Origin of the sequence: Cellvibrio sp. PSBB023 (genome assembly GCF_002007605.1) — a bacterium.
Classification (GTDB): Bacteria; Pseudomonadota; Gammaproteobacteria; order Pseudomonadales; family Cellvibrionaceae; genus Cellvibrio.
In genome coordinates, this window is the sequence record NZ_CP019799.1 from 4,277,581 (window position 1) to 4,301,895 (window position 24,315).

The window sequence follows — 24,315 nt, forward strand, 5'->3', positions numbered from 1 at the left end:
CATGAAGATTCAATTCGATGCCAATCTGGATTATCAGCGCCAGGCTATTGAGTCGGTGACGGGCGTGTTCGCCGGACAGGAAATTTGCCAGACCAATTTCACCGTTGCTCCCTTGCAATCTTGGGAGGAAGGCTCGCTCTTTCATGGTACGCAGGAGGATACCTTGGGTATTGGCAACCGCTTGCGCCTGCTGGATGAGGATATTCACGCTAATATCCGCAAAATACAGCTGAAAAACGGCCTAGCACCGTCTGAGACTTTTGACTCGAAAGACGGAATTCACCTGACGGTGGAAATGGAAACGGGCACCGGTAAAACCTACGTTTACTTGCGTACAATCTTCGAGATGAACAGGCTCTACGGCTTTACCAAGTTCATTATTGTGGTGCCGTCCATTGCTGTTAAAGAAGGCGTTCAGAAGTCACTGGAAATTACCGCCAGTCACTTTAAAGAGCTTTACGAAAACATAACCTTCGACTATTTCACTTATGATTCCAGCAAGCTGTCGGATGTCCGCAACTTTGCCACCAGCCCCGACATTCAGGTCATGGTGATTAACATCGATGCTTTCCGTAAAAGCTTTGCAGATCCGGAGCAAGAGAATAAGGCCAACATTATTCACCGGGCCCATGACAGAATGACTGGTGCCAAGCCAATCGAATTTATCCAGCAAACCAACCCGATTGTGATTGTCGATGAACCTCAGAGCGTTGACACCACCGATAAAAGTAAAGAGGCCATCGCCTCGCTTAACCCTATGTGCACGCTGCGTTATTCGGCCACGCACGTTGAAAAGCACCATATGCTCTACAAGCTGGACTCCGTGGATGCCTATGAGCAAAAGCTGGTAAAACAGATTGAAGTCGCGGGCATTGAAGTTAGGGATGGTCACAACAAGGCCTATATCAAGCTAATTAGCGTAGATAACAAAAAAAGCCCAATCAGTGCCAAAATTGAAATAGATGCCCGATTGAAGAATGGCAGCATTAAACGCAAGGAAGTCACGGTTGTCAGTGGCGCGGATTTGCTGGATGCCAAGTACAGCGGTGGGCGTGACGTATACGATGGCTACATTATTGAAGACATCTACTGCGAGCAAAGCAATGAATACATCAGCTTTACTAGTAAGCCCGATACTTTGAAGCTGGGGCAAGCGCTGGGTGAAGTTGATCCAGATGAATTTAAACGCTTGCAGATCCGCAAAACCATTGAAGAGCATCTCGATAAAGAAATGCGCCTGCGCCCGCAGAACATTAAAGTGTTGAGTCTGTTCTTTATCGACAAGGTCGCAAACTACCGCTGGTACGATGAAGCCGGCAACCCGCAAAAGGGTAAGCTCGCCCTGATTTTTGAAGAAGAGTACGACCGAGCCATTCGTAAACCCAAATACAGCCAGCTGTTTGAAGGTGCCGATCTGGATACCGCCGCAGAGGGCGTGCACAACGGCTACTTTGCTATCGACAAGAAAAAAGATTCATCCGGCAAAGAAATGCTGAAAGAGTCCAAAATTGGAAAAGATGGCAAAGCCGCAAGCAGTGAATCTGATGGCAGTGCCTACAACACCATTATGAAAGACAAAGAATGGTTGTTGAGTTTTGGGTGCAAACTTAAATTTATATTTTCCCACTCGGCGCTCAAGGAGGGCTGGGACAATCCTAATGTCTTCCAGATTTGTACACTGAACGAAACCAATTCAGTCATCAAAAAACGCCAGGAAATCGGCCGTGGTTTGCGCATCTGCGTCAACCAAGATGGCGAGCGTGTACATGGCTTTGAGGTGAATACCCTCACTGTAATGGCCAATGAATCGTATGAACAATTTGCTGAGCAGTTGCAAAAAGAAATCGAAAACGAAGAAGGCATCAAGTTTGGTGTGGTCGAGCAACATCTGTTCGCCAATATCGTTGTGCCGGTGGATGACTATAGTCACGAATATCTGGGCGTTGATGCCTCCAAAACGCTATGGGAACACTTTAAAAGTGCTGGCTATATCGATAACAAAGGAAAAGTGCAGGATAGCTTGAAGGCCGCCTTGAAAAGCGGTGAGCTGGACTTGCCGGAAGCGTTTAAACCCCACGCAACTCAGGTGGCTGGTGTATTGAAGAAAGTTGCCGGTAATCTCAATATCAAAAACCGAGATGACAAGAAGAAGGTATCACTTAACAAAGCAGTGTTCCTGAGCCCTGAATTCAAATCTTTGTGGGATCGTATTAAGTACAAAACCACCTTCCGAGTAGACTTTGATGTCGATACGCTGATTGAAACATGTGCGGATGAAATCAAAGCAAACCTTCAGGTAGGCAAGGCACGCTTTATCTACCGAAAAGCAAAAACTGAGATTGACCGTGGCGGAGTACATGCGGAGCAAGTGCAGGAAACAGCGAGCGTCTATGAAGCGCGCTCATTCCAGCTACCCGATTTGATCACTTATCTACAGAACGAAACCAATCTGACCCGTCGCACCTTGGTTGCCATTGTCAATAAAAGCGGCCGCCTTGAATCTTTCAAAAATAACCCTCAAAAATTTATTGAGCAGGTCTCTAACATCATCAAGAATCAGATGCGCCTGTTTATAGTAGACGGCATCAAGTACCACAAAATCGGTGGAGACCAGTTCTACGCCCAGGAACTCTTCAGCGATAACGAACTGTTTGGATATCTTCAAAAGAACATGGTCGCAAGCAACAAGTCTGTCTTTGACCATGTTGTATACGATTCCGATATTGAGCTGGAGTTTGCTTCGGCATTCGAACTTAGTGACGATATCAAACTCTACGCCAAGCTTCCGGATTGGTTCAAAATCGACACCCCACTTGGAACCTACAACCCGGACTGGGCAGTGCTGGTAGAGGTAGACGGTAAAGAGAAGCTCTATTTCGTTGTTGAAACAAAAAGCACCTTATTTGCTGACGCCTTGCGACCCACCGAAAAAGCGAAAATTATTTGTGGTAAAGAGCACTTCAAGGCGCTTGGCAATGATGTTGAATTCGCAGTAACCAATTCAATGGACGAATTTTCAGGTAGGTTTGTTTGAGGAATGACGAAGAGCTGCTTGTGGCACGAGCGATGAAATAATTTGAACAGGAGGTTGCGATGAAACTTGGAGTGGATCTTGAAAATTGTTATGGCATCAATAAGTTGGTGCAGGAATTTGACCTCGCCAAAATTGATTGCAATAACAGTGTTTGCTCATTGTATGCAGCAAACGGAACATTAAAAACATCATTGACCAAGACACTGGGGCGCTGATGAAGGCAATCTTTCAATAGGTTACGCATCTATGCTTTTAGATGGTTTGTTAACCGAACCAAAAGCGCTCCACATCTATTGAAAAATATTTTTGAGCATAAACTTAATTTGCGGAATTATCTAAAAGGGACGACTTACGATGAGGTTTATTCTTATGCTTATTCAAAAGCCAAGAATGAAATAGAAAACCCTTGATATATAACTAGCCTAAATTATTTTGAAATAATTATACACCCCTATATTTTTTCAGTAGAAAAAATATAGGCTTCAATTTACTTGTGAGCTTTCAGATGCACATGATGGAAGGTAGCGAAGCCCATGACCCTGTGAATGAGGGCGACTTTTGAGTTTGTTTCATACCCCACTTCTTTTTCGTTCCTTCAGCCGCACAGAACAGCGTGCCCCGCCCAAAACTTGAGTTAACCTGGTCAATCAGTGACATTAATTTATCTGACCTCACCGATTGTACCGGTGTAAATAAATCAACTTGAATATTGCTCTTATCGGTAATGTCGATCAGTCCAACACCGGCTTTTTGAAATTGATAACCTTTTCTGTAAAGCTGCGAAATCGCAAATATCGCATAGGCAATTAAAACGCGAGTATCGTCCGTCGGGTACGGCAGTTTAATGGTCGCACTTTTGGAGTAATTATTTTCACCAAATGGCGATGTTTGTAAAAACACTAACATATTAGTAGCCAAACAGTTCTGCTTCCTCAGCTTTTCACCAGCGCGGCTTGCATAGAGCGCCACTGCTTGTTTGATTGGCTCTAATTCCGCCTGTTTTTCACCGAAAGATCGTGTGCAGTAAATTTGTTTTTTGGGTGATGGTTGTTCTTCTAGTTCCAGGCAACTAACTCCATTTAGCTCTTCAACGGTACGTTCCAGTGTTACATTGAATTGTGTTCGCAAGTGCTTTGTATTGGCGTTCGCCAAATCCCACGCGGTGTGAATCCCCATATCAGCCAGTCGTTTTGAGCTTCGTGAGCCAACACCCCACACGTCTTTGGTTGCTGCCTTTCGCAACAACCACTCGCGCTGATCTTCACGCTCCAGCACGCACACATGATTAAGTTTTGGAATTTTCTTAGCTGCTTTATTGGCGAGTTTGGCGAGTGTTTTCGTTTGAGCAATGCCCACGCCCACAGGAATTCTCACCTGTTTCCAAATAGCTTTTTTTATTTGTTGGCCGTATTCCTGGTAATTGCCAAACAACCCATCAATTGGCCGCACGAAGGATTCATCACAGCTGTAGACTTCTACATCGCTCGCAAATTGTCGGATGGTATCTACTACGCGCGCGGATATATCTCCATAGAGCGCGTAGTTTGATGAGAAGACGTGAACACCATGCTTCTTAAGTAACGGCTCCAGTTTGAAGTAGGGTTCGAGATCTGGAATGCCGAGCGCCTTGGCTTCCTTGGAGCGAGCCACAATGCAGCCGTCGTTATTTGAAAGCACAACCACAGGCTTGCCCCGCAGATCCGGGCGAAATATTTGTTCGCAGCTCGCATAAAACGAATTGCAGTCAATTAAGCCGAACACCGGTGATACCTCAGTGAATGTGTGACTACACCCTCGATGATCAAATCCATATCCTCCTTAATCGGTATGGGTGGAAATTGTGGATTCCCAGACAAAAGCTGGCAGCGCTTTAAGTCCAGCACCTTACAAGCCAGACCTCCATCGACTACCGCGATAACGACATCCCCATTGATTGCCTCCAGCGCACGATCTACGATCAATAGGTCGCCGTTATGGATTCCAAGCTGCTCCATGGAGTCGCCTTGGGCACGGACGTAGTAAGTGGCTGATGGGTGCTTGACGATATGCTCATTAAGATCAAGTCTGCGCTCTAAATGATCGTCCGCAGGGCTTGGGAAGCCAGCGCGCACCCGGTGAAGGTAAAGCGGTATAGGGAGTGGCGTGGGTGGGTCAAACGGAAATACTATGTCCATGGCTAGCGCTACTATACTGTTGTTATATACAGTATAGCGTCAGGTTGACCATGGGAGTCAACCGAATGCTTAGAACTCTTGGGAGCAAATATGTGCAGCCGTATCTTTGTCACCCCCGGCAAGCCCCTCAAATTACTTTTGGCGCAGTTCGGGTTGGATGGGGTAGATATGCCGGACCTAAATAATCTTGCGCCAACAGAGGCGGCTCCAGTGATTTATCGGGGGAAGATGGTTTCAATTTATCACCCATGCGTTGGTGGCTGCATCCATCATGGTCACCAGAGCCACCCAATCAGAGATTCGCCATGTTTAATTCCAGGATTGAGACTGTTCTCACCAGCCGCGCATTTCAGGGGCCGGTGCGCCACAGACGCGCGATAATCCCTGTGTCTGGCTTTGTGGAATTCAAAACCCAGGGCAAACAAAAGCAGCCGTTCTATGTACAGGCTGCCTCCGGAGAGGCGCTGGCAGTTGCCGCGATGTGGGAGTGCTGGCAGAACCAGGTCTGGAGTACCACAATGATTACCCAAGCGGCAAGTGTGTCATTTGCAGAGGTCCATGATCGGATGCCCCTGTCACTGAATGCAGAGCAGGTTGCCCGCTGGATGAATCCTGAGGAGGATGTTAAAAACCTCCTGCAGGAATTGCGTGGGCAGTCAGCAGAGCTTCACTGGTGTCCGGTTGATCCGCGAGTGAATAATGCTCGCAACAAGGAAGGCGTCGTGTTTATTTGAGGTTGCAGCAGGGCTTCCGGCTTGCTTGCGTACCGTGGAGCCTCATCGGGCTCGTCTATTTCCTCTCGCATAATCTTTACGTTGGCAGGCGCAACAAAACCCAGTCTCGCTTGATTGGAATTACAATAATTGAGATGAACTTCGATTATGCCATTGCTAGTGTGTATGTGGATTACTTGGTTCGGGCGGCGCGTTAAAACAAGCATAAAAACTCCTTTTAATTTATTGGGTAGATTTGTTGAAGAAATTTTTCTTCGTTTAATACTCTGTTACCTTTCGGCTAATAGCTGACATATGAAAACAATTTTTCTATCCATAGCTGAACTTTAATTCCACTGTCTATACTTAAAACTAACGTTTAATCTCGATCTTTTCTAGGGGACCAAGGTTTCTCGGGTTGTTAAAGGAGATCATTCCATTTAAATAATCTTTAACCAGTTTTGTCACCACTTCTACTCGATTCTTATCCGTCGTTACATAACCAACAGGGAGACTAACAGGTAGGCTTTCAGGTTTAGAAATATGGTAGCTAACTACCGCCATGTATCCGGGTAAGAGCAGCACTTCAACATTGCCATCCAAAAAGCCTTCAACGAGCCCAAAGACCCCCTTGTTTTGCTCAGAAAACTCTTGCTTCCAACGCCCAATAGCTTGTTTATCTTCTGAATCCCGAACGGGCAAGTAAAGTTTTGGATCATAAAGCTTAACCGAAGTCTTTCCCTTGGTGATGGACCGATCAATCAGTTCACTAAAAACTGAAGCAGTACGAACGCTTTGCCCCCAGTAGCCATCTGATGGAGCGATCCATAGCATTTCTTCGGCTCGATCTACAGTTTTCTCAATTGCGTCTAGCTGAATTTCTAAATAATCGACAATCAACTGCCAGTTGGCTTGTGAATAGAGCGGTCCAAGAAACGGAATCCATGCTCCGTCATTGAGCTTACCTGACTGTTGTAAATCCAGCAGTAATGGGACATTTATTGAATATTCATTGAAGAGTGTTTTCGTTTCATCATCCTCAAGCGCGGCCATTGCATGGGCAACTTGCTTTAGATTCATAGGCTTCTGAGAAGAAACAATCGCGTCCGTAATCAACTCTTGTACGATTGAAGAGTTGTCAAGTGCATCGAAGTCGCTTCGTTCAACGGGAACCCCATCAGGATCAATGGAAAGATAACAGGTTAAACGCATAGGCTCTTGCCCCAACTTTTCGACGGCTCCCATCGTGTAAATGCTGGGTCTTCCTGGTTTTTCTTCGCTGGACTTATGCTCCCAAAATCCTTTCTCTTGGATCTTGTGAAACTGCTCCTGAAATTTCTTTTTAGCGAGCTGCTCGCTGTTGGCAACAGTTTCATTCGCTACATCTAACCGCAAGCCGGGTGCCCACTTTTCATTGGTTCGTTTTCTACCTAGGCAGTTAAAACTCGCAAGTTCAAACGCAAATATGCCGCCACTTTCCACCAATAATGAAACCATTGGTGTAGAGCCCAAGCCTACAAAATATCCACGCGATTTAGATGTGAGTTCTATTTTTCCGCTTTCCGAAAATGCAAGATCCCCCTTTTCAACCAAGTCAGTTAGAGCCTCATCAAGCTCCCGTTTTGACAAGCCAAAGTAGGTAGCGATTTCAACAGGGCTCATTGGAGAAATATGTATTAGCCTGAGCACAAATTCTCGGACAAACGGCAACCCTTTTTTTGTTACATAGGAAAACTGAATATTGAAGCGATGAGCAGGGAGAAGAAAATCCACCTCATGATATGCAACATTTAATTCTTTGTTCATTTAGTGCGTTTTCCCTGTCCGTTAACCAGTTCGGCTTCAATAAATCGGTATCCTGCTTCTAAACCTTTAGAGTCCATAAAACTGGCAACACGACCAAGCGGTAGATGCTTGTTGTTAGAACGCCACATCTGTACTGAACCAACAATTACCAATCTATCCATTGCCCGAGAAAGAGCAACATTGATTCTATTTGGCGCCTTCAAAAACCCAGGACTCTTAAGTTTATCGCTTCGGGTCAATGATAGAATAATGATTCTGTTTTCTTTACCTTGATAACTATCTACCGTATCAATTTTCACGAGTGTCTTGAAATCCTCACTCCACTGAACCTCATTAAACTTTTGCCTCAATGTGTGCTTCTGTTCGCCGTACATGCAGATCACACCAATAGCTGGCTCCTCTTCTTTTACTGAAGCTCTAAGCTCATAAAGGAAGTCCATATCTGTTGATAATTGCTTCAGCAATGTGATGATTAAATCTGCTTCAAACCTATTATAGATACTCATTCCTTTATCGTTTTGATGGTACGCTCTGTGCCCTGAACCCGATGTATCCAGCCAAGTCACAGGTGACTGGAGCATATCCGGTAAACGACTATAGATATCGGGAATCACACGATTCCCATTACCCAACTTTCCATCGTAAAACACACTCGAAACTAAATTTCCGATCTCAGGAGCCATGCGATATTGGGTCAATAACGTCGCACCAACTTGATTCCCATATTGTGATTCGAAGGCGCGAGCAAAGTCACTCTGAAGTAAGAGGTCTAAGTCATTTTCAGAGGAAGAAACACCTAAACGACGTGCAAGTGCTCGCTTATGCGGGGTAGTATAGAGCGGCGGCAACTGCTGATGATCACCGACCAGCAAGACTCTCTTGCCCACCTGCATCGCGATTGCGAGTTCACTAGCAATTGATCGAGCTGCCTCATCAATGATGACCCAGTCGTATTGATTATCTTGAATACCGATATGACGCTGGCCGATACCGACGCATGTACCCGTTACCAATTGACGAGATCTAGCGAAAAACTCGTCATAGTTCACCTCGTCAGTTTCTAAGACATCCAGCATATCCCTGGAAAGCCTTGCTAGAGCAAGGGCTCTCAATGACTCGTCGGGGCGAACCGCGTAATCGCGATTTAATTTCTCAATCACTTTTCGCTTTGCATCTTCGAGTTCATCCTCAGAGCCCAGCTTAAGCTGGAAGTCATCCCATATCGTCGCGCGGATTGATTCGTTCAGCTCAATAAGAGATTTTTTCAGCTGCCGCTCATCGTCTTGCTGCATATCCCTACCAGTTAAAGACTTCAAAGATGAAACAAAATGGTCGATTTGCTTGAACAACTTCAATTCAGCAATTACAAGAGCAGTTAGATAGTTAGGCTCTAGGCCTAACGCCCTACCCAACGCAGATACTCTATGTCTAACCTCTGCTCGAAAAAGCTCTCGCTTTTCGGACACGATAGAGCTTGCGTAAACGTCTTTTAAGCCAGTTGAAACAGCACCCTCTCGGTTGCTAAAACGAACCACATCAAGAGGCGTATACAACCTAGCGCAATGGTTACGGATTCTCTCGGCAGCAGTATTCACAGCTTCGTGAGACTGACTAACTAAAAGCACTCTTGTCACCCGTTGTTTCTCGATCAAATAGTGCACGAACGCTGCAATAAACTCAGTCTTACCAGTGCCTGGAGGGCCCTGCAATAACGAAAGCGGACCATTGTTTATGAGCTTCTGAAAGGCTTCTCGCTGCTGCTGATTTAGGCTAATTTTATTGCCTTGTTCATCAAGCCGGTCGTATCTGGCAAAATCTTCCTCGCTAATCTCAACGCCATAACTTATTGCAGGCAATGAACAGGTAGGATCGAAATAGGAAACGAGGTCGCTGATGACCCCCTCCCTATCCAATAAACACTTAAGCGCTGCTTTCCTCTTCTCGTAGGAGGCGCGGTCTTGTTTGGTTCTGAAGAAAATCAAATCACCATCTGAAACTTTGCGAGCCTTCATGCTCAATTTAGATAGTCGGACCTCATTAAGGGCTGATTGCTTTAAAACGACTTCACCGAGCGATATTTCCTTCTCCCCTTGAATAACTAGCGCTTCGATTACATCGGTTTTCTTAAAATGACCTAAGGCATCAATGTCAGCCTGATAAGGCATGATTAGCTGGTCTTTATTGTCTTTGACTTCTCGTGGGTTATCCGAAATTTCAATATAGGGGTAGGATTCCGTTTCAGTTTCAAGAATCGCACTCCAAAGTTTTGCCGTCGTGATTTTTAATTCTGGCTCGATGATGGGAGCGACAGTTTGATCTAATGCATCAAATGCCTTTTTTAGCTCAGATGTCAGCTCGTCGGTGTGGTTAGATTCAATTTCGTTTTCTTTCAGAGCAAGCTCAATCGCTAAAGAAAATGCCTCATTTCCCTTCAGCTTTTTCGTTAGCGCAGACAGGTCATATAGATCGCCGGACTGAATGGCTATTGGGAAGTCTAGTTCCAGCTGACTGTTGTCTGCATCAGACCTTTTGATAGATGATCTCGCTCTTGGCTCAAAGCCAACAACAAAGGCTTGATTTCGCGAACTGAAAACCAGATCAACGCTTCCTCCTATACCATGCACCCGAACACGAGCGTCTGACTTCTCTTTCTTACTGCGTTCAACCTGAAGGTAAAGGTGACCGTTGTCTGGATAGATCGTAATGGGATCAAAATCACCTTTCAGTATTATTCTTACAGGCTCTACGGCGTTGCTGTCTGGGGCTTCGATTGCTGATTTAAAACGGGAAAGACCCTTAAATCCATATAGGGTATCAGTTAGCTCCTGTATAACCGCAGCAGCGATTTCCTTATAGGCATCTGAGGCGCTACCCCAATCGAGCCCTAAAAGCTCGCAAGCCATTTTCATTACTGCAAAGTTATCCCGCTCGTAAGCAGTGCAGGTATCTAGATTATCAGGGCTGTATTGGTGGTTGCGTGGTTCGACAGATTCGATACAGTAGTCGGGTATATCAATTAGCGACAGCGAGTAACCGCTATCACGCTTAGCTAGGATAATATTTTTGGGGTGGAGATCTCCGTGAGCGACGTTCAACGTGTGCAGATGTTCTACTGAATTGATTAATAACTTAATAACGACGAGCTTATCTTCTTGACCAAGCTCCATCTCATCCCAATGACATCCCTCGGCCGTATCCATCACCAAGTACAGGCTGGAGGACTTTGTCGCGATACCGAAATCCCTAATAAATGGAATGTATGCCAGGGATAGTGCCTGAAGCTTTTCGATACGCTTTAAAAAGTGAAGCAGTTTGTAACCTGTAACCGCGTTGTCGTCGGCAAGACTAATGTTAAGCCATGCTTTAACAACCTGTCCGTTAGAAAAGTAAACTTCTCGCTCCTCAGTTTCTACTAAAAAGTCATCGTCCTCCCTGAATTGTCTAGTATGACTAATCGACTTTCTATATGGATCAAGCGCGGATTGGTCAAAATCCATCTCTTTGTCATTTACAGGTTCGGCGTCGATAAGGGCCTCTAAAAGCTCCACAGCACTTGAAAAGCAGTTACCCTGTAGGGCTTTTAACAACACAGGAGCATAGAGGCTGTCACTTGCCTCTATAGCTGAGTCGATAGCATTTACGCTTTTGGGTGAGATGCGTTGTGAAGTTAGAATATGCCAAGACAACATACCAAGAGCGTATACATCCGCTTCGAACGGCGTTGATGTTGCGTCTTGAGCGGTTGCAACACAGACATCATTAACGGAAAGTAGTTGCCGATAATCGCCAACAGTTCCAACTGGCTTGTGATAAGCGGCAATAAAACTAGAGAGAGCCACCTCTTTACTCGGCGATATCCAAATACTGTGGTCACCAAGATCTCGGTGCGCCACTTTTATTTGGTGAAGGTCGGCAAACTTAGCCACTAAAAGCTTAATCAGATTTACTCTGTCTCGCTCCGAGAAAACCAGCCCATATCGACCGATAAACTCGTTAAATCTCAAATGATTTGGTGGAAGCTCATAGATCTCCGAATATTGAGTAGTCACCTCATCCTTTTGAGGGCTGGTTAAAGAACGCAAGCAATGTTTATATAGGTCATGGTCTTGGTGTTTAATGAACTGAAGAACTTCGCGCTCTCGGGACACAATATCAAAGCGACCATTAGAAGTCTTAGCCTTAACACCCTCTAGCTCATCGAAGTTCCACAGCCGCAGTAATACTTCATCTTTCTTAGAAATTTCAGATACAGCCTGAAACTCTTTATAGATTTTTTTTGGGTGCTCAAAGATTAAATCAGTAGCCTTGTAGCCATCAATGCGAATGTGTTTCGGAGCAGTATTATTGCTACCAAGAAATAATTTATCGAAGATAGGAAAGTCCTTATTCAGAACTTTAGAATTGGGGTGAGGCCTAAATCTCTCGTTGAATTTTCGCTCGTCCCTTAATTCAAGAAATTCCGAAAGTCTAATTGTATGGTTCTTTTCCTGGTCGGTAATTTTGGAGAGAATCGCATTCCCGGTCATTACAACAAGATGATGTATTTGCGGTGTATGTCCTGCATTGCTAAATTTGTGTCGAATTCGATCAAGCTTATTCTTCAGCAAGAAAACTTTATTTTGGGTAATACTGACAGGAGACCGCCCCATATCTGAATCGTTTTTATACCATCGGTCTCCACGGGATACGACTTCACCGTTATTCCAATCTTTAAGTTCAACAATTAGTACATTACAGTGTGTGACAATGACTAAATCGAACTCACCTTCATTGCCTTTTGCATCGACAAATCTGAACCCTGCGTAACCCTTCCAAGGTAAAATCGAATTGGCCCCCAGGCCATCCAGCTGATCCCTGATGGAACCACTTTTGGCAGGTTTCACTTGGTTAGAATTAGGCATGGAGGAAAATGCCTTTTGAATTGTATCAATCGCTTTAATTTCTTGCGATTGCAACCCACCGTCCCAAATCTTAACTTCCATACTTATCTATTCACTAATCAATTGTAATTTTTGACTGAATCAATTCGGAAATTTCTTATTCGTTGCACCAATTCGAATCCATTATTTTTCACGCTCAATCCGAAACGGCATATCCGCTATGGGGCACACTGGCGACTTAACGCTGTCTTCGAACAAATCAAAAGTCAATTACGTTGTATAACGGCCAAGAGAAGACATAGCAGATGGTAAACGATTATGATTTTGACGGCTAATCAAGACACGAGTGGTTGAACTTTCCAGATAACCTAGACAAACAGAATATTGCCTCTCTAAAACTCGATAATCTCATCTTCACGTGCAAATTTTTTCTCAACAAGACTTGCTTTTACCCTAGCCACGTCGGATGTATAAATCACATGTGCTAAGCTATTTTTTGCTCGCGTTGATGTCACATAGAATAACCTTCGGGTGCGATCCAAACCAACTTCTTCACCTGCTTCGCGCTTTCTTTGGCTGTCTATGGAAAGATCTTTAGCGCCAAAATACTGCTCATAGGAAAATAGGAATCCTCCCGCCTCATCATCATCCATGATAACCATAACGCGTTCAAATTCATTACCTTTAACGCCTTGATGGGTGCGGAATACCGAGCGGTTCTCTATATAATTTTTATAATTTCTAATTTGAAAAAAATCAGTTTCCAGCGCTTCAGCCCAAGCGGTAATCTCATTGTCTTCTATCTCTTTCGATTCCTCTTCTACCACCTGCAACGCTTTTTCCTGGACTGGCTTCAATTGGCCATCACCCTCTTCGGTCGCTGCTACAAAAGGCTGTAATTTCGCAGGAATATTTAGTAATTTGTGTGTAGCAATTACCTCTAGAACTGTCCGAAAGCTGACCGTATGATTTAATACCACGTCTCTGAAAGCATGCTCGGCGGTTCGAGCAAGAGCAAGTGGGTCGTCCTTATTTGCCTCTAGTACGCTAGCCTCCAAAAGCGGTGACTTGCATTCTCTCATAATAGACATAAGCTCGGCTCGTCTTTGATTCCGACTTGCCTCTGCCATGGGAAAAACAATGTCAGAGAAAAATTTCAGCTCACTATTTGAGCCATCAGAAATTTGATCTTTAATTTTTCCTGATTTTGAAAGCGTTTCCCAAAGAGCATCAAAACCAAGCCGTCGTCCAGCCATTTTGTGCTCCAAAAGTAAGATTGCAGTTTCTTTGGAATGCACGTCCATCCATAGAGTGTCCCCCGTAACAGTCATCATGGTTTCACGAATATTGGTTTCGACTTCTTCTTTGTTTGAAATACCATTGGGCAGTAAAAAATATCGAACATAACCATCAGCGGCTCCATCACGAGCAAACTGTTTACGTTGGTCATCTTCATTTCGAATTTGATTGCCTAAGCCAACAATACGTCGCGCTGAGCGATGATTCATTCTTTTGTCGAAGGCTACCCAACCGATCGGCTTAGTTTTACCTAGCTTTGGCTCTCCACCACCAAAAATGCGTTGCATCGTATCTCCAAATAAGCCAATAACCACCTTATCAGATTTGGCATCTTGCAATCCAAAGAATGCATTTATTACGTCTGAATTTGTATCCTGGCTTTCGTCGATGAAGATGAAAGGAAACATGTTTACAATAACATCTGCCATCAACGGCTTGGCAGTCAAAAAACTAGAGAAAATTTTCAATACATCAGTGTGCGACAACGCATTTTTCTCAAAGTTGGCTCCGTTTGGATCGTAAATAAATGAGCGCGGCTGTGCCAACCATTCCATTTTATCTTTTAAACGAACGATTGCTTGCTTTCTGGCATCTGACGCCTTTCCAGCTCGACCACGCTTTTCTAAGTCTTCGAGCTCCGCAAGCTCCGCAGGGATTTTATTTATATACCATTTTCGAATATCTTCGTTAAAACCTACAATTGCAGACCAGCAAAAGCTATGTATCGTCGATACTGCAAAAATTGATCGCTGTTCAATCCGATGTTTGATCTCTTCAGCTGCATTGTTTGTAAAAGTTACAACAGCAATTTTCTTTCCTTGTGGAGACAATACACTAGAATATTTTGCATTTAGGAAATCAAGAGCTTGTTTTAGTGAGTAGGTTTTTCCTGATCCTGCTCCCGCAAAGGTAATAAAACTTTTTCCACTACCTATTTTTAAGCACTCTTGAATATTTTTATCTACGTCATTGTCATGATTATCTGGTTTAGTTTCTGCTAAATAAAAATTTTCTGACATATCCCCTCCTAGACTTTTGGTGAAAGCTGGCTTTCTAACCAAGAGAGGCCATCGCATATGTACCCAGGGGCGTTGAAGCTATTTGCCTCATTATCCGCTAGATGGAAGATGCAGCTGAATGCAAAATCACCCTTCTTTAAACCTTGAACATAATCATATAGCGAATCCGACAGAGATTTAGTACTGCTTTCAAATGCAGCTTTTATTTTGGATTTTCCTTGAAAAAAATCATTTTCGAAGTTGGCCAAAATTAATGCATCCTCAAAAGTACGCGACAAAATTTCTTTCTCTGATATCAAGGTTGACTTTTGGTACGCAACGTATAGCGGTGTGCCATTACTCTCTATCGCATGCTGATGCTTTGGTAAACTCACCAAATCGTCCAGCAATTCTTTTTTTGGATGCCATAGTCTCAAGGTATCATTATTCGTTTTTAGGCCTAAACCTTTTTGTGGGGCGCAGGATTCTCCTGTTAAACCAACTGAATCTATATCTGTTAATACTAAGGTTGTTACACCAAGCTTCTCTATCAATTCTCTATACATATGAGTGTGAGCACCGCTCACCTCAAGTAGAGATATATACCTATTTGACAGTTTTGGAAAACTACGCGAGATAAATTCAGGCACAAGTAAACGCTCAGCTTGACCTTCTACAAAAATAACTCCGTCGGCAAAGAAAATATCACAGTGCGATAGCTTCAAATGCTTTTTAACAAATAGGATCTCATCTTTTACCTTCGAAAAGAGATCTGACATATTTGCAATTGACGTATGATCCATCGCAATGGCTTTGTTGGCTTTATTTCTTCGAAAGTAACGTAGATCTTTGAAATCGATATCATTAATAATATGACTGGAGTGGGTGCTTATGACGAGCTGCGTTTGGTATTCAATCTTATCCTTTTTTGTGTCATTGTCGCGCAAGTCAGGGTGATTACGAAGAGTATCATAAGCTTTTGATACAAAAACTCGCTGAACTTGCGCGTGAAGATTAACCTCCGGCTCTTCAAGCAAAACCAAATGAATTGGTTCAATCTGTTCGCCAACATTATCTCCAGCTGATGCCGACTTCCCGACACGCATCCACTTGTCTCTAAATTCTAGCAGCCTAAAAGTTAAATAAATGAGATTTTGGTAACCTAGACCTAAATAGCTTTCTGGAAGAAACTCATCTTCATCTTTATCAAAACGATATTGAATCGAAGACGCTTTTTGTAATGCGTCGGTACCGCTAATTTTAGCGACAATTTCAACAGATGGATTACCGCCAATACCTGGATAACCCATGCCTTTTAGTTCATTAAATGGCGCTTGGAATTGTTTATTTAGCCTGTCTGAAAATCCCTTTTCTAATACTTGTTGTTGTCCCAAAACTTCAAGATCTTGCACTTCTGGAAAATCTTCAGGATTTAGAATTCGATCATAATATTCACGAAGCAGCTTATTGAGTCGTTGCTTTTCTGAATATGGCCCTTTTTGATCCGCATTATCTTCAGTGCCTAATCCGCGCTGTTCGGATATCACGTCCACTCGAATTAGTTTTTTTAAGGCTTCAGATTTTAGGGGTTGTAAAATTTCAGTTTCCGCTGCCTCCGGATCTTTACTCAATATATAATGTTTTTGTTTAATAAACTTATTGAAGTTCCGCCCTTTCTCTAGAAAATCACATAGATCTTTAGGCCACAGACTTACCTTGTCTTTGTGTCCAGAAACCACTTTTCTGGTGTCAGAAAATTCACGCAAAAGATTAACAATATCGGAGGCTTCATAATTTATACGAACAGATAATGCTCCTCCTCGCCATTCCAGATCAGGAAGAATGTCACGAACCTTGTACGCTTCGCTCGCATTTGCAGTGATAGTAAGCTCTAATCTCGGCAATAGACTAACGAAAACATTCGACAACTCTGTTATAGCCTCATCTGTAGGGAATGTCTTTTCAATTTGCTCGCCTATTTTTTGTATTTTTTTCCAGTTTACCTTCGATATATCTCTAATTCTCAGATTGTCCGGACTTTTTAGAAATGTATGTAGAGCTCCAATACATGATGTTTTTCCGCTATTGTTCGCACCGACAATGACAGTCGTTTTATCATCAAGCATTAAAGTTACATCGGAAAGCCGGCGATAGTTTTTTAAAATGAACGAAGTGATTTTCATACAAAAACCTTACAAATATGTTTTCATCCAAAAAAAGAAATCTGACTCTGAATAAATAAGTTATCAGGATCAAGTGCTATCGGCTCCGTTTACGAGATGCCTGCGCTATTTTCCTTGCGCGTTTTTTCTTTGACTTGACACTATCCTTTTTACTTTTATTGCGATCTTGCGTTATTTTTCTTAACTCGCGCGCACAATATTCGGGATTGAACCTTTCGAAGGTTTCGGCTTTTAAATGATTGATCAGTACAGCAGGCAAGAGGTTAGTGTGATAACGCGAGACAATTAGTGGATAATTCCCCTGCTGATAGGGCCCGTGGAAATCGCAGGAAAACTGAGCTAACCGAGAAAACAACTCCATATCAAGTGAGTTCTTGGCATAGGGATTATGAAACACATATAAGCCGTCTAACAGCATTTCCGGATTGTCCGATGTTACCTCGTGCAGCCGGAACCTAGGCTCATCTGGTAGGTGCCTGATACTTAAAATGGTATCGAGGCTAGGGTTTTCAGATTTGTATAAAGAGGCGAGTTTTCCAAGAGTGAGCGTACTGCTGAATATGACAGCTGACACCTCATGGTATGAAGCATCGTTAAACAACCCCAGTTTTATATCTGCATCGGTTCCAGGCTTTTTGATTGAGGATTTAATAACGTAACTTTTAGTGAGCGGGTCAAAATATTTTCCATACAGCAAAGCAAACATTGAATATATAAATTCTCGACCGTAAGAAATTTGGTCGTAAGAACAAATTGCTACGATATAAGGCTTGTTTGGATCGACCCAGTCGAGTTCAATATAGCCCTTGATTGGTTTGCCTTTTTCCTCAAATCCGCGGTATTTTTTGAGCTTTTTGAAGAAGGAATTGGAGTGGCGTACGATAGCTTCATCAATTAGCTCGGAGAACTCTTCTCGCGTGGTAATAGGATATAGATTGCGCTCAACATCTTCTATTGTTCGTAATGTTTCAGGGACTCCACCCTTACTTATTTCAGAAACAACTGCTTCAACATATAGTTCGGAAGGTTGTTGAATGATGAAGTCAGGCCTGTTATGCAAGACGGAAGTGACAAATCCCAACTCCTTGAGCGCGGCATGAATATATAGCTCCCAAAATGTCGAGTGAAAGGTAGTTTGAAACTCAGTCTTTGCCTTAAAATCTTTGTCATAAAAGTCTTGGGCCCATCCCGAGATTATTTCCTTAGCACCACGGTAGCCGAGCTGGTTGTTCAGGTCATTGAACTTTGGGTGAAGGCTTTTCAGGTCGATACTGTCATCCACTGCAAAGAAATCCACAAATTTTGTCCTTATCAAGAATAATAGTTGACTTAAAGATACGCCAGGCTGAACAAGTATTCATTGCCTGAGGTGAAGGTCTGCTTTGGGCACACTCCCGGCTGTGAAGGCTAAGCTTTTATTTGGATTTATGTCTCCACTCCCAGGGCGGGGTTATCTGATCTGCGCTCAATGACCACAATCCAACTTTTTGTTTTTTAGCATGATCTTGAAGGAGAAAATATTCTTGGTCCTCCACATATTTGGTGTACGCCCATGCATTGCCATTTTGAACCATTAGCTTATTAATATTTTCCTCTTGAAGGTAAATGATACCGAGAGTTCTGCCATACCTGTCTTTGCCAGTGGTGCTGACTGTTACGTTTTTGGTGGCTATGAGCAACGAGAGGGCTTGTTTGGAATTGTTGCCCCAAGGTTGATTGGTTTCGGGGGCATCTATTTCGGAGAGGCGTACTTTGATGGTTTCAGAGCCGTTCACAAGGAGGGTGACCGTATCGCCATCACTTACTTTGACGACTTTTCCTGCAATTTGGTCTGCAGCGGATACTGACTGGGTAGCGAGAAGAAGCGCGAGGAGGGAAACCTTTAATATATTCATAAGCATCCATGTTTGAGCTTTATTACATTTAAGAGAGGGAGATTACTTGCTGTTATGTGTATGTCAATTACTCGATATTACGCAACAGATACCCATTCGTCATCCTTTTGGTCTTAAAAATCCAGCTGAGATATTGCACCCTACCGAAGAACAAACTATCTTTATGGGGCTATATGCCCAGTGACATCTTCACTGACCCTTAATTTAGCTGCACACAGGTCCGCAATGCAGCAAGACGAAAGTCTGTCCTAATCCTTACCACCCATCGGGGAGTCTAATCCTCCCCGCCCGGGCTGGCCTTAGCTCCTTCGATTTATTTATTTAAATCCAGGAGCGCCCAATGAAATCCACATTCAATCTTTCTGAATTTCGCACTGTTGAAGCAGAGTTTGGAGTAACAATCTCCATGGTATCTGTTGATTCTCGCGTTCCTGAGAATCCGTTTAAAGCCACAGGCCTAAAGCTTGAGGAATATAACGAGCGTGTTGAATTCTTGAGAGAGCATGACCACCTCTTTGGAATGAACATGGCCAGAGAGAAGTTTTGCAAGTAAGTTTGAGCTTTCCCTGATTTCGCTTTCGGCGATTAGGGAATCCTCCTAAAGGCCTTTTAGCAGGACTTTTAGGGGGATTCCCTAATCAACCAAGCTTGGAGTTTAATCATGGTAGACGCAAACAAACAAACTTTCGATGTGAACAGTCGTCATGTGATGAGTGTAAATTTCAACGGCACTAGTGGTTTGTGCGATGTGGTTGTAAGCGAAAAGCAAAGCGACCGCACCTTTATCAAATCAATGGTGCTAAATCAGTACAATCAGTTGGTAGACTGGCTTCGTGAAAACGATCATGGGTTTGCGATGAATTCAATTCGCACTTACTTTTGATTGTTTGAGGTCGGTATGCTGACAAATATAAAAGCCCCTTTTCTCACGATTAGGGGCTTTTTATTGGGTTAAAGATTTACTTCCCATTGTGCTATTTGCTCCGTTGTCACCACCCCTGTTTCAAGAGCGGATTTTTTCAATGCCTCTCGAACTTCATGAGTTGATAAGTGCTCATCCAATCTTAGCTTTTTCAAAAGCTCTGCCCGAAACACAGGATCATTGTGAAATGCCTCGCGCTCCATTGCACAGCGATAACTGAATCCGCTTGGATCGCCAAACAGTGTTTCGTAATAACTGATAACTCCTTGGCGGGTGCCAGGATACTTGCGATGAAATTCTCCAATAATCTCACCAACCAAATCGGTGTTGGCCAGCTGGGATTCCTCCAGTATGCCATCCTGCAGATAACTGCGCAGAACCTGCTTGCGGTATTTAGGTGAGTTGAAAAACTTAAAGCGCAAACGCTTGTGGCGAGCATCCAAAGCGCTTTCATCACCATAGAACCATTCATAACAATTTATTGGGTCTATGCTTGGCTTATCGTTTTTTGAAAGTGCATCAAGCTTGTTGAGAAACTCCATAGGTCTAAGTTCTGCACCCGTATTAAGCTCAATCACTTTCTCACTCTGTTTTTCTGCAAGCCGCGTCTTGCGCTCGATCTCCGACTCTTGAAAAATTTCAAACTCAGGCGCATCAAGTGCGAGCGCCCTTCCTGTGTAAGCCATAAACATGCTTTCAGCCAAGCCGCCCGATAGGCCGCGCTCTTCGTAAATTGTTTTGCTCACAACGGCGTATTCATTATTGCTCAAAGGACGGTACATATTAAAACCTCTGTGCTTCTAGCCTAGTAGGCATTTTAATCCATCGTTACTCATAGCCAAGGGTTCAGGATTTTGACCCCCAATCCCTCAAAGTCAGCAGTGTTTCTCGTAACGATCGTCATCTTGTGAACCTCTGCGGTCGCGGCGATAAGCGCATCGCGGGCGGGACGCGGATTAGGGATATAGTATCGCGCACTTGCAAGAGCAATCTCTCTCGATACGTCCAGCAGATTTTCATTAAAAGTTGGGATTACATACCCCTCAACCCAAGCCCTCAATATTTCACCTTGCCTGGAATCTTTCCGCTCAAGAAGAAGCACACCGATTTCCAATTCCTGAAGCGTGATAACCGATAAAAAAACATCCGCACCATCAATCGAACTAAACCAATTCTTCACATTTGGATGAGCCTTGCCTGGATAAACTTTCCGTAATTCCGAAACAACATTGGTATCCAGTAAATACATTATGAAAAATCCGCAGGTCGAGAAAAGTCATTTGGCAGCTTAGGGATGTCAAACTCAATATCTTCTGCGCCAGGCATGAACAGCAATTCGGCCAGGTCTTTCTTTTTACCTGTTAACCGCCGGTACTCCTCTGCCGTCATCAATACAAGTGAAGGTCTTCCCCGATCTGTAATAAATACCGGCCCCTTCTGGGCAGCCTTTTTCGCCCCCCCTCTGTCGTGGTTGAATTCTCTACTGGTGATAGTGGTTATGCTCATAGAATATCCTCAAAAGCTCAATGTAAATACATTACTACATTTTGAGCTTGATTCAAGTGGGTATACCAGAAAATGAATATTTCTTGGCTAGAGACCAATGAGCTTCACCAGAGCAATATCGATGTATTGGGGCATATCGCAAGTCAGTCCTCGGGTGAAAACTCCGCAAGAATTGCATTAAAGGGCCTGCTCGCATGGGAGCAGGCTTTAAGAGAAACAGGCAACTTTTTTAGGACGGGCACTTACTTGAGCGGTATGATGCGCGTTTTTAATGCGCTCCCAATTAATCACTTATTTGCAAACCATTACCGTAGAAAGGTTCACGATGGAATTTCTTGATCTCGCTCCCGTTACCCGCGCCCAGGGCACAGTGCAATTGCCTGGCTCCAAGAGTATCTCCAACCGCACGCTGCTGCTGGCGGCGCTGGCCACAGGCGAGACGGATATTCGCGATCTGCTGAAGTCTGACGATACCGACCGCATGCTGGAGGCCTTGGCGGCGCTGGGTGTGGGTGTGACTAAAACCGGCGAGAACGATTACCGCGTAGTTGGCACTGGCGGTAGTTTCCCGAATAAAGAAGCGGATCTTTTCCTCGGTAACGCCGGTACTGCTTTTCGCCCGCTGACGGCGGCGCTGGCATTGAGCGGTGGTACCTATAAGTTGCACGGCGTAGCGCGTATGCATGAGCGCCCGATTGGCGATTTGGTGGATGCGCTGCGTCAGATAGGTGCGGATATTACTTATCTCGGGCAGGAAGGCTTTCCGCCGCTGTTGATCAAGCCTGCGCAAATCGCGGCTAGTGGCAGTATCAAAATCCGCGGCGATGTCTCCAGCCAATTCCTCACCGCGTTGCTGATGGCATTGCCGATGACCGGCAAAGAAACCCAAATCGAATTGGTGAGTGAGCTTATCTCCAAGCCGTACATTGAAATCACCCTCAAGTTGATGGCGCAGTTTGGCGTAAATGTTCAGCGCGATGGCTGGGAGCGTTTTACTGTTCCGGCGGCGACCGGTTATAACAGCCCCGCGACTGTGTATGTGGAAGGCGATGCGTCTTCTGCTTCATACTTCCTTGCGGCGGGTGCGTTGGGTGCTGGCCCGCTGCGTGTGCAAGGTGTGGGTGCCAAAAGTATTCAGGGCGATGTTGCATTTGCCGATGCGCTTGCAGAAATTGGTGTGACCATTACCAAAGGCGAAAACTGGATTGAAGCCTCCGCTCCATCATTACCGCTCAAAGCCTTTGATCGCGATTTCAACCATATTCCCGATGCAGCTATGACGCTCGCTGTGGTTGCGCTCTTTTGCGATGGCCCATCGCGTCTGACCAATATCGCCAGCTGGCGCGTGAAAGAAACCGATCGCATCTCTGCGATGGCGACTGAGTTGCGCAAACTCGGCGCAATAGTGGAAGAAGGTGAAGATTGGCTGCGAATTACGCCGGTGAAAAATTTAATTCCAAATGCGGCGATTGATACTTATGACGATCACCGCATGGCAATGTGTTTTTCGCTCGCTACCTTTGGTGGTGTACCTGTGCGGATTAATGACCCGAAATGTACCGCTAAAACTTTCCCGACCTACTTTGAAGTGTTTGGGTCAGTGGTGAACTAAGAAATATTTTTATCCTGCAGCAACCTCTTCAAGTCGATAACGGGTTTACTCCAGTTTTTTGAAGGCAGTTCCGGCTCTCCAGGCCAGGCTGCCCCAGGAAGATTTTCAAACTCAAACTTCTGAACAAAGCACTTCATTGCATCAGTAAGGACGCTGATGTATTCAATTGTCTCGTAACCATATTTGCCGCTTAATTCAACTAAAAGCGCCAGCAATGCAGTTCCATGCCCTACATTTTTTTTGGCAAAAGAAATTGCTGTTATGGAAATTTTCCTTTCAGAAGCATCCCAAGACAGAGTGAGCGTATATTTGTGACTGCGTGCGTTAATTTTGTTGTGCCAAGAATTGCAATATGGCTTTTTATAGTTAAACCGGCCGCAATAGAAAACATTTAACGCTGCACAGAACTCGTGTATATCGCTTTCGATCATCAAAGCTTGATGGTTCTCCGAACATAAACTTCATTAATCTATCTGCGCTTACTAGTGAATAACTCACTCGACTTAATCCGCCCTTCCAGCTCGTTGCGAACTGTAAAGGGTTCCCAGCTTTCGCAATAAGGATTTAAAACCAAGCCGGGACGATTTGTGTTGCGCGCGCTTAAACCTTTCGGTCGTTGCTGATGGAAGAAAATTCTCTGCAGAGGCATCAATTTCACTACGAAGGATTGTCACCGCATCCGGCGCCTCAAAACCAAGCTTTACGTGTCGATCATCCAACTTTGTAATTAGAATTTCTATAATGCCATCAGTAGTATGAATACGGATGGATTGGTTTTCGCGGCGGCCTAGAACTAGCATAACAACTCCATTTGTTTGAGGGGGTGAGTGTCACTAAGATTAAATTTAAACTCAAAAACTATTGTATATCTTTAACAAACTTCTTCAATGGTAGATCAGCAATAGAATCACGCAATTAGTTGATAAATACGACAATCTTGGCAAAGCTCTAACTGTTCACTTTCCATTCACCCAAGAACTGCTATATATTTATCAAATAACCCTTGAATCACAGGCTATCCAAAAATGGACAACAAAGCTCTTGGCACAAAAATCATTAAATCAACTGCCCTATTTACTGGAAAGGCGGCTTGGTTTCTGTTGTGTAAAGTATGCTTGGCTGTCCTGTTGGTCATAGGATTTATTGTTGATGCGATGGCATCCGAGCAACAAGGGCATCAAAGCGAAACAGATCGAAATCCACTATCCGATATCGAGTTTGATGACCCACAGAGCCCGCACTTCTTAAATGAGAGGCCGTGAAAAATCCAGCTAGTTCAGCTGGCTTCATCAC

The 24,315-nt window shown here is 44.1% G+C and carries 22 protein-coding genes; 8 read left to right on the forward strand and 14 right to left on the reverse strand.

What is annotated here, in order from left to right:
- Position 1: 1 nt before the first annotated feature.
- Both B0D95_RS18495 and B0D95_RS20600 read left to right on the forward strand, forming a co-directional pair.
- Entirely contained in the window at positions 2–3,034 is a 3,033-nt protein-coding gene (locus B0D95_RS18495; RefSeq protein ID WP_078045240.1) for a type III restriction-modification system endonuclease, read from the forward strand.
- Between the two features lie 59 nt (positions 3,035–3,093).
- Positions 3,094–3,249 carry a hypothetical protein gene (locus B0D95_RS20600; RefSeq protein WP_168172374.1) on the forward strand — a complete coding sequence of 52 codons (156 nt, stop codon included), beginning with the start codon at positions 3,094–3,096 and terminating at the stop codon, positions 3,247–3,249.
- Between the two features lie 286 nt (positions 3,250–3,535).
- On the opposite strand, the gene B0D95_RS18500 is transcribed toward B0D95_RS20600, so the two are convergent.
- Together B0D95_RS18500 and B0D95_RS18505 are read right to left on the reverse strand one after the other, a co-directional pair.
- Positions 3,536–4,795: a Y-family DNA polymerase gene (locus tag B0D95_RS18500; protein WP_078045241.1), complete on the reverse strand. Its 1,260-nt coding sequence runs from the start codon at positions 4,793–4,795 to the stop codon at positions 3,536–3,538.
- On the reverse strand, positions 4,783–5,208 hold the full coding sequence (locus tag B0D95_RS18505; RefSeq protein ID WP_078045242.1) for a LexA family transcriptional regulator: 426 nt from the start codon (positions 5,206–5,208) through the stop codon (positions 4,783–4,785). Before B0D95_RS18505 ends, B0D95_RS18500 begins: the two co-directional genes overlap by 13 nt.
- Before the next feature lie 248 nt (positions 5,209–5,456).
- Between B0D95_RS18505 and B0D95_RS18510 the strand changes: the two genes are divergently transcribed.
- A complete protein-coding gene (locus B0D95_RS18510) occupies positions 5,457–5,942 on the forward strand; it encodes an SOS response-associated peptidase (RefSeq protein ID WP_078045243.1) in 486 nt (161 codons plus the stop codon).
- Here B0D95_RS18510 and B0D95_RS21170 read toward each other — a convergent pair.
- From B0D95_RS21170 to B0D95_RS18545, 7 genes are all read right to left on the reverse strand, one after another.
- A complete protein-coding gene (locus B0D95_RS21170) occupies positions 5,876–6,148 on the reverse strand; it encodes a carbon storage regulator (RefSeq protein ID WP_078045244.1) in 273 nt (90 codons plus the stop codon). The genes B0D95_RS18510 and B0D95_RS21170 overlap by 67 nt on opposite strands.
- Positions 6,149–6,293: 145 nt before the next feature.
- A complete protein-coding gene (locus B0D95_RS18520; protein WP_078045245.1) occupies positions 6,294–7,727 on the reverse strand; it encodes a hypothetical protein in 1,434 nt (477 codons plus the stop codon).
- A complete protein-coding gene (locus B0D95_RS18525; protein ID WP_078045246.1) occupies positions 7,724–12,709 on the reverse strand; it encodes an AAA domain-containing protein in 4,986 nt (1,661 codons plus the stop codon). The genes B0D95_RS18520 and B0D95_RS18525 overlap by 4 nt, the downstream gene beginning before the upstream one ends.
- A gap of 290 nt (positions 12,710–12,999) precedes the next feature.
- Positions 13,000–14,925: a UvrD-helicase domain-containing protein gene (locus tag B0D95_RS18530; protein ID WP_078045247.1), complete on the reverse strand. Its 1,926-nt coding sequence runs from the start codon at positions 14,923–14,925 to the stop codon at positions 13,000–13,002.
- Between the two features lie 8 nt (positions 14,926–14,933).
- A complete protein-coding gene (locus tag B0D95_RS18535; RefSeq protein WP_078045248.1) occupies positions 14,934–17,087 on the reverse strand; it encodes an ATP-dependent endonuclease in 2,154 nt (717 codons plus the stop codon).
- 76 nt (positions 17,088–17,163) lie between these two features.
- Entirely contained in the window at positions 17,164–18,384 is a 1,221-nt protein-coding gene (locus tag B0D95_RS18540; protein ID WP_078045249.1) for a hypothetical protein, read from the reverse strand.
- Positions 18,385–18,502: 118 nt separating this feature from the next.
- Entirely contained in the window at positions 18,503–18,982 is a 480-nt protein-coding gene (locus tag B0D95_RS18545; RefSeq protein WP_149867950.1) for a thermonuclease family protein, read from the reverse strand.
- Positions 18,983–19,322: 340 nt separating this feature from the next.
- Between B0D95_RS18545 and B0D95_RS18550 the strand changes: the two genes are divergently transcribed.
- Both B0D95_RS18550 and B0D95_RS18555 read left to right on the forward strand, forming a co-directional pair.
- Positions 19,323–19,535, forward strand: coding sequence for a hypothetical protein (locus B0D95_RS18550; RefSeq protein WP_078045251.1), 213 nt, complete (start codon positions 19,323–19,325; stop codon positions 19,533–19,535).
- A gap of 108 nt (positions 19,536–19,643) precedes the next feature.
- A complete protein-coding gene (locus tag B0D95_RS18555) occupies positions 19,644–19,865 on the forward strand; it encodes a hypothetical protein (protein WP_078045252.1) in 222 nt (73 codons plus the stop codon).
- Positions 19,866–19,933: 68 nt separating this feature from the next.
- On the opposite strand, the gene B0D95_RS18560 is transcribed toward B0D95_RS18555, so the two are convergent.
- From B0D95_RS18560 to B0D95_RS18570, 3 genes are read right to left on the reverse strand one after another with little or no spacing between them, the layout of a single operon-like run.
- A complete protein-coding gene (locus tag B0D95_RS18560; protein WP_078045253.1) occupies positions 19,934–20,686 on the reverse strand; it encodes a hypothetical protein in 753 nt (250 codons plus the stop codon).
- Positions 20,687–20,736: 50 nt separating this feature from the next.
- Positions 20,737–21,153: a type II toxin-antitoxin system VapC family toxin gene (locus B0D95_RS18565; RefSeq protein ID WP_078045254.1), complete on the reverse strand. Its 417-nt coding sequence runs from the start codon at positions 21,151–21,153 to the stop codon at positions 20,737–20,739.
- On the reverse strand, positions 21,153–21,410 hold the full coding sequence (locus B0D95_RS18570; RefSeq protein ID WP_078045255.1) for a type II toxin-antitoxin system prevent-host-death family antitoxin: 258 nt from the start codon (positions 21,408–21,410) through the stop codon (positions 21,153–21,155). The genes B0D95_RS18565 and B0D95_RS18570 overlap by 1 nt, the downstream gene beginning before the upstream one ends.
- Positions 21,411–21,482: 72 nt before the next feature.
- Here B0D95_RS18570 and B0D95_RS18575 point away from each other — a divergent pair, with 72 nt between their 5' ends.
- Positions 21,483–21,749 (forward strand): hypothetical protein, encoded by a 267-nt coding sequence (locus B0D95_RS18575; RefSeq protein WP_078045256.1) that lies wholly within the window; start codon positions 21,483–21,485, stop codon positions 21,747–21,749.
- Entirely contained in the window at positions 21,736–23,022 is a 1,287-nt protein-coding gene (gene aroA, locus B0D95_RS18580; RefSeq protein ID WP_078045257.1) for a 3-phosphoshikimate 1-carboxyvinyltransferase, read from the forward strand. The genes B0D95_RS18575 and aroA overlap by 14 nt, the downstream gene beginning before the upstream one ends.
- Here aroA and B0D95_RS18585 read toward each other — a convergent pair.
- Together B0D95_RS18585 and B0D95_RS18590 are read right to left on the reverse strand one after the other, a co-directional pair.
- Positions 23,019–23,456, reverse strand: coding sequence for a hypothetical protein (locus B0D95_RS18585; RefSeq protein ID WP_149867951.1), 438 nt, complete (start codon positions 23,454–23,456; stop codon positions 23,019–23,021). The two genes, aroA and B0D95_RS18585, sit on opposite strands and share 4 nt — an antisense overlap.
- Positions 23,457–23,525: 69 nt before the next feature.
- Positions 23,526–23,822, reverse strand: coding sequence for a carbon storage regulator (locus B0D95_RS18590; protein ID WP_078045259.1), 297 nt, complete (start codon positions 23,820–23,822; stop codon positions 23,526–23,528).
- 225 nt (positions 23,823–24,047) lie between these two features.
- Between B0D95_RS18590 and B0D95_RS18595 the strand changes: the two genes are divergently transcribed.
- Positions 24,048–24,284: a hypothetical protein gene (locus tag B0D95_RS18595; RefSeq protein WP_078045260.1), complete on the forward strand. Its 237-nt coding sequence runs from the start codon at positions 24,048–24,050 to the stop codon at positions 24,282–24,284.
- The last annotated feature ends 31 nt before the right edge of the window (positions 24,285–24,315 follow it).

Excerpts from the sequence above, each read along its gene's own strand:
- B0D95_RS18565 (WP_078045254.1), bottom strand. The coding sequence starts at position 21,153 with ATGTATTTACTGGATACCAATGTTGTTTCGGAATTACGGAAAGTTTAT.
- B0D95_RS18560 (WP_078045253.1), bottom strand. The coding sequence starts at position 20,686 with ATGTACCGTCCTTTGAGCAATAATGAATACGCCGTTGTGAGCAAAACA.
- B0D95_RS18550 (WP_078045251.1), top strand. The coding sequence starts at position 19,323 with ATGAAATCCACATTCAATCTTTCTGAATTTCGCACTGTTGAAGCAGAG.
- B0D95_RS18530 (WP_078045247.1), bottom strand. The coding sequence starts at position 14,925 with ATGTCAGAAAATTTTTATTTAGCAGAAACTAAACCAGATAATCATGAC.
- aroA (WP_078045257.1), top strand. The coding sequence starts at position 21,736 with ATGGAATTTCTTGATCTCGCTCCCGTTACCCGCGCCCAGGGCACAGTG.
- B0D95_RS18595 (WP_078045260.1), top strand. The coding sequence starts at position 24,048 with ATGGACAACAAAGCTCTTGGCACAAAAATCATTAAATCAACTGCCCTA.
- B0D95_RS18495 (WP_078045240.1), top strand. The coding sequence starts at position 2 with ATGAAGATTCAATTCGATGCCAATCTGGATTATCAGCGCCAGGCTATT.
- B0D95_RS18570 (WP_078045255.1), bottom strand. The coding sequence starts at position 21,410 with ATGAGCATAACCACTATCACCAGTAGAGAATTCAACCACGACAGAGGG.
- B0D95_RS18545 (WP_149867950.1), bottom strand. The coding sequence starts at position 18,982 with ATGAATATATTAAAGGTTTCCCTCCTCGCGCTTCTTCTCGCTACCCAG.
- B0D95_RS18505 (WP_078045242.1), bottom strand. The coding sequence starts at position 5,208 with ATGGACATAGTATTTCCGTTTGACCCACCCACGCCACTCCCTATACCG.
- B0D95_RS21170 (WP_078045244.1), bottom strand. The coding sequence starts at position 6,148 with ATGCTTGTTTTAACGCGCCGCCCGAACCAAGTAATCCACATACACACT.
- B0D95_RS18510 (WP_078045243.1), top strand. The coding sequence starts at position 5,457 with ATGCGTTGGTGGCTGCATCCATCATGGTCACCAGAGCCACCCAATCAG.
- B0D95_RS18535 (WP_078045248.1), bottom strand. The coding sequence starts at position 17,087 with ATGAAAATCACTTCGTTCATTTTAAAAAACTATCGCCGGCTTTCCGAT.
- B0D95_RS18590 (WP_078045259.1), bottom strand. The coding sequence starts at position 23,822 with ATGCTAGTTCTAGGCCGCCGCGAAAACCAATCCATCCGTATTCATACT.
- B0D95_RS18525 (WP_078045246.1), bottom strand. The coding sequence starts at position 12,709 with ATGGAAGTTAAGATTTGGGACGGTGGGTTGCAATCGCAAGAAATTAAA.
- B0D95_RS18555 (WP_078045252.1), top strand. The coding sequence starts at position 19,644 with ATGGTAGACGCAAACAAACAAACTTTCGATGTGAACAGTCGTCATGTG.
- B0D95_RS18520 (WP_078045245.1), bottom strand. The coding sequence starts at position 7,727 with ATGAACAAAGAATTAAATGTTGCATATCATGAGGTGGATTTTCTTCTC.
- B0D95_RS18575 (WP_078045256.1), top strand. The coding sequence starts at position 21,483 with ATGAATATTTCTTGGCTAGAGACCAATGAGCTTCACCAGAGCAATATC.
- B0D95_RS20600 (WP_168172374.1), top strand. The coding sequence starts at position 3,094 with ATGAAACTTGGAGTGGATCTTGAAAATTGTTATGGCATCAATAAGTTG.